Origin of the sequence: uncultured Bacteroides sp. (genome assembly GCF_910578895.1) — a bacterium.
Lineage (GTDB): Bacteria > Bacteroidota > Bacteroidia > Bacteroidales > Bacteroidaceae > Bacteroides.
This window is the reverse complement of the sequence record NZ_CAJTSC010000053.1, coordinates 11,530-20,782: the sequence shown is the minus strand read 5'-3', so window position 1 is coordinate 20,782 and position 9,253 is coordinate 11,530. Positions and strand designations below refer to the sequence as shown.

The window sequence follows — 9,253 nt, the reverse complement described above, 5'->3', positions numbered from 1 at the left end:
CTTATAATCTTATATGGTAAAACATCGTGTTGCAAATATAAGAAATCAGAAGTTCAATACATTCAAAATTTTGTTTTAACTGGCATTTTATAATATTATGGATGAGGTATCCATTCTCTTAATTCCCAAATCAAGTTCAAATCATGCAAGAATTGGTTCGAGAACAGAACGGTTGAGGGTACGAAAAGATGAAAATAAGCCCTTGTAAATTAGAAATTTACAAGGGCTTTCTCTTTTCCTACTGAAACATAGCTGAAACATTTTCGTTTTGGGTTTCAATCCCAGTAGATGTTTCAGTAGTTGTGTGTTAGTCGAAGTGAAATTTGAGGTGTTTTTCTTTTGAGTTCCAACACCTTTTCTATACCTTTGCGGCGCTTTCTGAGTTCGGGAAGTAGACATATTTATAGTAAAAGAGCGTTTAATATATTATCTTGTACTGAAATCTCGACAATTTCATTGGTTGAAGATAATAGACAAGGACGCTCACGCTGATGTTATATACCTACCTCTTATCCAAGGTAGCTTATATATCGTTTGGCGTGGGCATTGTTTATTACTCAACCAAGGGCAGTCGAGAGCCTCAGTACAGTAATATTCAATGTTCCCACGTCTCTTCATTTTTAATAGCTTACAAAGGGAACAAGTAAGCAACAATTATTAATAAAATGAAAACATTAAGATTAATCGGAATGGCTTTGATAGCCGTAGTTATGTGTGTGAACTTCGCAGCTTGTAGTGATGATGAAGATGAAAGCGGTAACGCTGCAAGTCTTATTGGAACATGGAAGATAGAAAAAGTAGCGACAAATGGAGTAGAAGAAGAATGGGACGGTTATCCATATTTTGTTATTACTGACACGCATTGCTATTTTACAGACGAAGAGGATATTGAAAAGTCGGATTACTGCACTTATACTTATGATACAAAATCAAAGGTGATGCATTGTAAATATGTAAGTAGTGACACAGAGTGGGATATAAAAGTGCTTTCTCTTTCTAACTCTACGGTTTCTGTTCAAATGTTGGAAGAAGGCGACATAATTACTGCTACTTGTAAGCGTGTGCAATAAGTTTTATAGCATACAGCTTTTAAGTTGATACTCACTTGAAATAAAAAAAAGCCGTAATAGAATGATACTCTGTTACGGCTTTATTTTTTATAGCTGTGTGATGAAGGGAATAGCCGGGTAATCTGAATAAGTTCTGATAGTAGATTTAGCAGACTTAAAAATAAAATGGCATTTGGAGTTGACTTGACAATATCATCTCAAATGCCATTTTATTCTATTTTTTCTCTTCCTGACTTAGGGACATTCAGTAGATATTATAATTTTGAATGAACACTGATATCCTGTTTAATCCGCATCCGGAAATGCGATAATATAAACTTTTCACCGTTTCAACACACTCCCTTTTGGCGAATTAATATCCCGGATTTTGTGTCATTGACGGGCAAAAAATCAGTTCGTTTTGAGGAATAGGCAATAGCGTTCTATATTCCTCCACGCTATATGTATCTTTTGCAAAGCCATTTCTTTTCATGAAAGCAAAATTTGTATCGGTGTATAGCATTAATTGCAATCTTGCATCCTTTATCTTTTCCAGTACACTATTGCCCGAAACATTAATATTTTTAGCTGTTGTGACTTTCGAAAGCTCATTTTCTGCTTTCGAAAGCATTCCGTTTTTATAAAGACACTCAGCATAAGACAGCACTACGTCCGTATATGTCATTATCGGAATTAGGTTCGGAACTAAAATTGTTATGACACTTCGTGGTTGAGTTTGAGTTTTGTTATAGGTAACAAATATCGTTTCTGTGCTGTTCCCGTTTAATAAATTGTTTATTGTTTCTTTATTGTTGTAATTGGAAGTATCCAATGTGTAGAAACCGTTATTGATGACTTTTTCCAACAACTTTTCGGCTGGGCTGTAGTCTCCTTGATACATGTAAATGTCCGCAAGCAGGATCCTTGCCACATCTTTCGACAGGAAGAAGAAGTCGTTGATGTCGCTACCGAGCGATTCATTCCGTTTTTCTTCAAGATAGTCTATTGCTTTTGCCAGTTTGGTTTTCAAATCGGCAAAAATCTCGTTTTGCGGCGTTCTTCTGATATCCCTGTTTAAACCGTTAGGAACATAGTTTATATACGGGACATCTCCCCATGTAACTACCATATTATAATACTGCATGGCACTGAATACATCTAAATATTCTTGATATACTCCGAGTTGTTTCGCTTCTGCGTCCTTGATTAACATTATCAATCTATTGGCTTCATAGAAGTTGCTCCAAATAGTGTTGATAATATTACTTTCCGGATTTATGTTTCGTCTGACTAAATCTGTTTCTTTGTTATAAAAATAATACTGTTCTACAGTATTTAGATTTGTAAACCCTTGTGCAAGTTCCATTGCGATATCATTTACAACTTCTTTTCCAATCCGTCCCAGTTTGGGAATAGAAGCATCGCCGTTGCCCTCTTGTGTGATTGTTATGTTTCCAACCACATTGCTAACCTTGTCGTATATTGTGATACCTGATGTTTTCGGTCTTTTAGAGTTGAGAGGATTTATTTTTATTGTCAATGTGTTGTTAGCCAAACTTTTTTCCATGGAAATATCGGCATCAGAGATCTTATCGTACATTTCTGTGAAGATGCTTTCTTCTGCCAATCCGTTTTCCGGTTCTCCCGGACCTAATTGCGGTTCAAGATAAACAGGAATAGGTGAGGATATTTTAATGGTATAGACACCACCTTCATTGGGTACATTGAGTTCTGTTGTTTCAATTTTGACTTCCTGTCCTTCTTGCAATATCTCATTACCTGCCACACCGTCATTGTCCCAGTCGATAAAGCGTTCCAACTCCTTGACTTCTACACTAAGCCCAAGACTTGCATAGCGTGTTATGATATTGTTTCTTACAGAAGAGAGGTCATTCCATATAGCTTCTTTATCTTCATTGATTTGTTGCTTTGTACTTTCTTCGAAGTCTCCTTTTTCACCAAACTCTCTGCATAACTTCGCTAAATATTCAGTCAAGGCAGCTTCGCTTCTGTCTACAAGTAACAGCGAGGAAATGGCAATCAAGGCAGCGGATTCATCGGTTCCTCCTGCTATGGAAAAAGTAGATGCGTCTTTCTCGGCATATTTTTGAAGTCCGAAGGCAGTGAACAATTCTTTTTGTGCTTGTTTGTTGGCTTCTCCAAACTTCATCCCATTTGCAATAAGCTTCTGTATTCTTTGATACTTCAAATGCGTAAGAAGATTTACGTTTACTGTCGTTGCATCCGACAGGTCGATCAAAGCACGAAGATTTAATGTTCCGGAAGACAGTTCGCCATATACTTCATTGAAGAAGTAACCGTTGGCTGTCAATTCGGCATACGGAGCTTCAAACAGTTTCGAACCAAAAGAGAAGTTCCCTAAGTTATCCTGAATGGTGGAGGAATACAAACTTCCTAACACTTGCAGATTGCCATCCATCGGCTGAATGGTAATAGTGGAGCCGCTAATAAATGGTCCTTTTTCAACTTTTCCTAAAACATTGTAGGTTGCAGGTTTAAAGTCTTCTTTGAAGTCATCATTTTCGCTGCACGAGGATAGTGCAAATGCCAGTGCCGCGGATAAGTAAAAGAACTTTTTAAATTTCATGAAATACGTTTTTTGATTATTTGCCATTATAATTATATGATATGTGTTAGTCCGAGTATTTATGCTAAATTCTCCAAAGGTTTGTCCCTAAACCTGCTTTAATAAACTACGAAGCGTGGGAACTGCAATGCCACGTCTTTGAATGAGGGTCCTGAGAAAACCTTTGTGTACAGATGTAACAATAGCAGCCCACGCTATAGCGTGAGAACCACTATGCCGTTCTTGTACACGTTTGAAAGTTTCTCAGGTTTTCATTCGCAAGATAAGCATAACGCTTCTTTCTTTTTTAATATGTCTTGGATAAAGTTGCTTCAATCCGATTGCAAAGGTATAAAAATAGTCTGATATTATGCTGTATATGGGTAATTTATAATTTTCTCCCCTCATTTATCCTTTGCTCTTGAACAGGCTTCCGCAGACTTTCAGCCGGAGAAATAGTCGTAAAAGGAAAATGGTACGATTGGCTTTCGTTTCCGGTTTTTCCCTATTTTTGCAGTCGAATAAACAATTAATTTGCAATGAACCGAATATTGCTTGCACTGAAACGTCCCTTCATCTGGTTGTACCGCTTCCGCCACCGTTGCGGGTATGGTGTGCATTCGCCTTTTGCTTTCAACTTGATAACACACGTTATCTACGAAACCACTCCTTATTATAAATATAAGGAACTTGCCGCCGGGCAGAAGCGGCTTGCGCCACAGAAAAACCGGGCGTGGGGATACGAATCCCTGAAAGTGAAGCAACTCCTGTTCCGGTTGGTGAATTACGCGCAACCCGCCACGATAGTGGATGCTGGCATACAAGCCGCCTCTTCTCTTTACCTGAAAGCCGCTAAGGAAGGGGCGGATTACATTGCCGCTGCCGACCTTTCCGACCTCTTCTTGGAGAGTGGTGCATCTGTCGGTTTCTTATACCTGCACGATTACCGCCGTCCGGAATTTGTGGAAGAGGTGCTTCGCGTCTGCATTGACCGCACTGCCGGAACATCCGTGTTCGTCATCGAGGGCATCCGCTATACAGCCCGCATGCGTGCCCTCTGGAAGCGTGTCAGCCAACACGAAAAGGCGGGCATCACTTTCGACCTTTATGACCTCGGCATTATATTCTTTGACAAAACCAAAATAAAACAAGACTATATTGTCAACTTTTGATTACCTTTAAGCGTTTCAAAAGGGAAAAAACGATTATTTATGAAGAAAAGCCTTGTATATACAAAGACTGGAGACAAAGGAACCACTTCCCTTGTAGGCGGCGCGCGTGTTCCTAAAACCCATATCCGCCTTGAGGCCTATGGCACGGTAGACGAATTGAATTCCAATTTGGGATTTCTCGTCACCTTTCTTTCCGACGAGCAAGACAAGCAGTTCCTGCAGCAAGTTCAGGACAAGTTGTTCGTAGTAGGGACCTATCTTGCAACGGACCGTGAGAAGACCCGGCTTAATGAGGCGGGCATTATCACTCCGGAACAGGTGCAGGTGATGGAACGCGAGATAGACCGGCTGGACGATATGCTTCCTCCGCTGTCTGCCTTTGTCCTTCCGGGCGGAAGCCGCGGAGCTGCCGTCTGCCACATCTGCCGCACTGTTTGCCGCCGTGCCGAGCGCCGCATTCTCACATTGGCGGAGCAGACGGTTGTTTCTACCGAATTATTAGCTTACATCAACCGTTTGTCCGACTATTTGTTCGTGCTTTCGCGGAAAATGAATCAGGATGAGAAAAAACAAGAAATATTTTGGAATAATAGTTGCAAGTGAAATATTTTGTTATACTTTTGCCGAAAAATAAAGACAGGAATTAATACTCACAATTTTAATACTTAGAAACTATGTATTGGACATTGGAATTAGCATCTAAATTGGAAGATGCCCCTTGGCCGGCAACTAAGGACGAACTGATAGATTATGCCATGCGTTCGGGTGCTCCGCTTGAGGTTATTGAGAACTTGCAGGAAATGGAAGATGAAGGTGAGATTTACGAAAGTATTGAAGACATTTGGCCCGATTATCCCAGCAAGGAAGATTTCTTCTTTAACGAAGAGGAGTATTAATACGCTTTGATTGAAATTCATCCGTTGGTCTACGGATAAGACAAATTATAAAAGAGATGGTATGAAGGCCTTTGCAGTGCCGGAATACTATCTCTTTTCTTTTTAATCCCCCCATTGCATTAATGATGAAACAGACAGAGGAGGCACGCCGTTTGCCCCAACTAAAAGAACGCCGTTTGCCCGGAGAGTGCCGGCAGGGTGTGACGGCACTCTTGAAAGAAATCTATGGCTACGACCGGTTCCGTAATCTTGAGATTTACGATGACCTGTTCAAAAGCAGGGCAACGTGCTGTATCTCCCAAGGGCAACTGATTGAAAACGTGATCCGTGAGGCGGAAAAGGCATGGAAAGAAGAGGCGCAGCCGGACAATATATTGCTGACGGCACCTACCGGTTCGGGAAAATCACTGTTGTTCCAGCTTCCTGCCATCTATTTAGGCAGGGAATATAACCTGCTGACCATCGTTGTCTCCCCGCTGAAGGCGTTGATAGTAGACCAGGTGGAAGGTTTGCGCGACTTGGGCTACGGACGCGTGGCATACGCTTCTTCCGACCTTTCGCCGGAACAGAAGATGGAAGTCTACCGGGCGGTACGCGAGGGAGAGGTCGACTTGTTTTATCTTTCGCCGGAATTGTTGCTCTCTTACGATATCAAGCATTTTATCGGCGGTCGCCGCATCGGTATGGTCGTGGTCGATGAGGCGCATACGGTCACCACCTGGGGCAAGGAGTTCCGCGTGGACTATTGGTTTCTGGGGCGCTATCTGAGTGCCCTGAAGCAAAATCTCGGCTATGAGTTCCCTCTGTTTGCACTGACCGCCACCGCCGTGTGGAATCCTCTTGGCGGCAATGACATGATATTCGAGACCATCCGCTCCCTGCAAATGGACCCTTGCGTGCTGTACGTCGGCACGGTGAAGCGAAAGAATATCGGGTTCGATATCCGCCAACTTGCATTGGAAGAGGGAGAAACCTATGACAAAGGCAAGCAGCGCGTCATATCCGGGCGTGTGGAAGATTTCCTCAACGGTCATAAGACACTGCTTTACTACCCCTTTGCCGGCGGCATAGACATGCGCATAAAAAGCTGGGTGCGTCCTGCCGACTGGCGCCTGGTGGCTTCCTACTACGGGAAGAAAGAGAAAGAGCAGAAAGCCGCCATTGTGCAGGATTTCAAAGAGGGCGCAAAACGCATGATTGTCGCCACGAAAGCTTTCGGCATGGGCGTGGACATCAGCGATATCGACCGTGTCTATCATGTGGCGCCTTCCGGTACGTTCGTCGATTATATCCAGGAGATAGGCCGTGCCGCCCGTGATGCGGATGTACGGGGCATTGCCGCCACCGACTACCACGAGCGCGATTTCTACTATATGAAACGCCTGCACCAGACCGGCAACATCGCGCAAGAGCAGCTGGAACTTATCCTGAAGAAGCTCATGCAGGTGTATCGGATGAAAGGAGAGCGCGAGGAAATCCTTGTCTCCCTGTCCGATTTTGAGTTTGTGGTAAAGCTGCCGCGCACCAAAAACAAGCTGGAGTATGAAACCGAGCTGGGGCAACTCATCAAGACCGCCTTGCTTTGGCTGGAGGACGACCTGGCGCAACGCTACGGCACGCATCTGCTGGAAGTCAGCCCGCAAAACCTGCTGACTGAAGGATACGTGCAGGATAAGACAGGCGATGCCTTTGCACACGAGTTCCGCTCCTACCTCACCAAAGTGGAAGGCGAGGAGTGCGTCTATCGCGTCCGTCTGGACATGCTTTGGGAAGAGCGTTTTCCCGAATTGGGATACAGGGAGTTCAAGCAGAAACTGAACAACGGCACATTGTGGGAAGGCTCCCGCGCCGTCTCCGTGGGCAAGCATGAGGTGTTGCTGAAAGAGGACGCCACGGTTATCCGCCGGCGTATGGACGACCTCTTCAAGAGCCTGGTGACGATGCTGAAGACCGCTCTGCTGAAATCGAAAGGCCGCTTCGACGAGGAAGAGTTGCGTACGATGTTTGCCGAGCATGGCATGGATGTGCCGTCTGCCAAGCGGTTCATCGGCTCGCTGCTGGAAAGCCGTACGGAAGAGGGCCGCAGCGTGAGCTACATCAGCAGTGTCAAGAAGAAAGAGTCCAACGAACTCTCGTTTACGGTCACCAAGGGTTTCGACCTGCTTCTGTCCCGCTATCAGAAATTGTTTGCCCAGCGCATCACCGGCAATAAGGGCGACCGCCTGCTGTTCTACTGCACCCCGTTCTCCGATTTGAACATGCTGCTCAATCTCCTTTCCATGCTCGACTGCCTTTCGTTCAGCGTAGAGGGTGGCGGCACACCTTGCGTGCATGTCCGGTTCGGCAATCCGGAACTTCTGCAACAGTTGGCAGACTCCAACGAATACCGCAACCTTATCCTGGACATGAACGAACGTATCTTCGAGGAACAGATAACACTCTTCTCCATCTTCTTCGGTACCGATGCGCTGACAGACGAGCAGCGTTGGGAGTTTGTGGAAGAGTATTTCACCGGAACAGGGGTGGAGGAACTGAAAAAGAGATACGGGGCTGGGCTTCAGGGATAGTTGCCGCTTCGTAAGGCCCCGGTACTTTAAATAAAAAGCCGTGGCTCTTACCCCTTTTGATAAGCCAGCCGTTCGTCCCCGTTTGGCAGGTAGATGATGCCGCAGTATCGGAAACCGTGTTTCTTGAAGATATGTTGCAGGATGCGGTTGTCTCGATGCGTGTCGGCACGCAGGTTGGGTATCCGGCGGTAGCACCATTCCAGGCAGGCGGATGCCACTCCCTTACTCTCTTCCGTGCTTGCCAAGCGGTGGATAACGCCGTAGGGGCGCGTGTCGTCCAGCCATGCGCCATTGTAGATTTGCGCGTATGTGGGGTCGGCTCCCGGTATGAAGGCGAAAGTCCCTACCACACGCTGCTCGTCGTCCAGGCATACATAGCTGTTTCCGTTCTTGATGTCTCGCCTCACAATCTCCTCGGTGGGATAACCTCCGGTCCACTGTTTCATGTTCCCGTTTTTGCGCATGATGCGCTTTCCCTGTTCGAAGATATCCATAAGGGTGTCGAGCATTGTGATGTCTGCTTTTCTGATTGTTATCATAGGTTGCCGGTCCGATAGTGGGATAAGGTGATGTTTTCGGATGTAAAGATACATGTTAGTTTCGAATACCTTGCAAGGAAGTTGAAAAACATTCCGTTTCGCAGGCGTTTCCATTTCTTGTTTTTCAGACGCGGATTTGGCGGATAAAGCGGTTTTTATGTTTATCTGCTAATTAAATAATCCGCTTTATCCGCCAAGTCTGTGTCTGCAAATCAGGCGTAAGGCTTAAATGAAAGAAGCCGTGGGGTGTACACGGCTTTTTCATTTATAGAAGTTAGATAGATTTATTTAACGTGAATTGGATATAAGGACTAAAATGATTGGTTTGTAAATTAGGAACATAGCGATAACAACATTAATCGTATCTTTTGATAAAAAATAATGACAAATAAAACAGCTGTCTTTGCGAAAAGATGGATAGTGTTCCGTCATTGTTCTGAATT

7 protein-coding genes are annotated in these 9,253 nt (G+C 44.4%); 5 read left to right on the top strand and 2 right to left on the bottom strand.

Annotation, left to right across the window (positions count from 1 at the left end):
• Window positions 1-665 precede the first annotated feature (665 nt).
• A complete protein-coding gene (locus tag QZ327_RS11875) occupies window positions 666-1,070 on the top strand; it encodes a lipocalin family protein (RefSeq protein ID WP_294619546.1) in 405 nt (134 codons plus the stop codon).
• A gap of 352 nt (window positions 1,071-1,422) precedes the next feature.
• Here QZ327_RS11875 and QZ327_RS11870 read toward each other — a convergent pair whose 3' ends face one another.
• Window positions 1,423-3,657, bottom strand: coding sequence for a SusD/RagB family nutrient-binding outer membrane lipoprotein (locus tag QZ327_RS11870; protein WP_294619545.1), 2,235 nt, complete (start codon window positions 3,655-3,657; stop codon window positions 1,423-1,425).
• Between the two features lie 518 nt (window positions 3,658-4,175).
• Here QZ327_RS11870 and QZ327_RS11865 point away from each other — a divergent pair.
• The 4 genes from QZ327_RS11865 (at window position 4,176) to QZ327_RS11850 (ending at window position 8,271) form a co-directional block, all read left to right on the top strand.
• Complete coding sequence (locus QZ327_RS11865; protein WP_294619543.1) at window positions 4,176-4,808, top strand: hypothetical protein; 633 nt, start codon at window positions 4,176-4,178, stop codon at window positions 4,806-4,808.
• A 39-nt stretch (window positions 4,809-4,847) separates the two neighbouring features.
• Window positions 4,848-5,411, top strand: a complete 564-nt coding sequence (locus QZ327_RS11860) for a cob(I)yrinic acid a,c-diamide adenosyltransferase (protein ID WP_294619541.1) — start codon at window positions 4,848-4,850, stop codon at window positions 5,409-5,411.
• Between the two features lie 71 nt (window positions 5,412-5,482).
• Entirely contained in the window at window positions 5,483-5,704 is a 222-nt protein-coding gene (locus QZ327_RS11855) for a DUF2795 domain-containing protein (protein WP_002558131.1), read from the top strand.
• Window positions 5,705-5,826: 122 nt separating this feature from the next.
• A complete protein-coding gene (locus QZ327_RS11850) occupies window positions 5,827-8,271 on the top strand; it encodes a DEAD/DEAH box helicase (RefSeq protein ID WP_294619539.1) in 2,445 nt (814 codons plus the stop codon).
• Between the two features lie 47 nt (window positions 8,272-8,318).
• Here QZ327_RS11850 and QZ327_RS11845 read toward each other — a convergent pair whose 3' ends face one another.
• A complete protein-coding gene (locus QZ327_RS11845) occupies window positions 8,319-8,810 on the bottom strand; it encodes a GNAT family N-acetyltransferase (RefSeq protein WP_294619537.1) in 492 nt (163 codons plus the stop codon).
• Window positions 8,811-9,253: the final 443 nt, after the last annotated feature.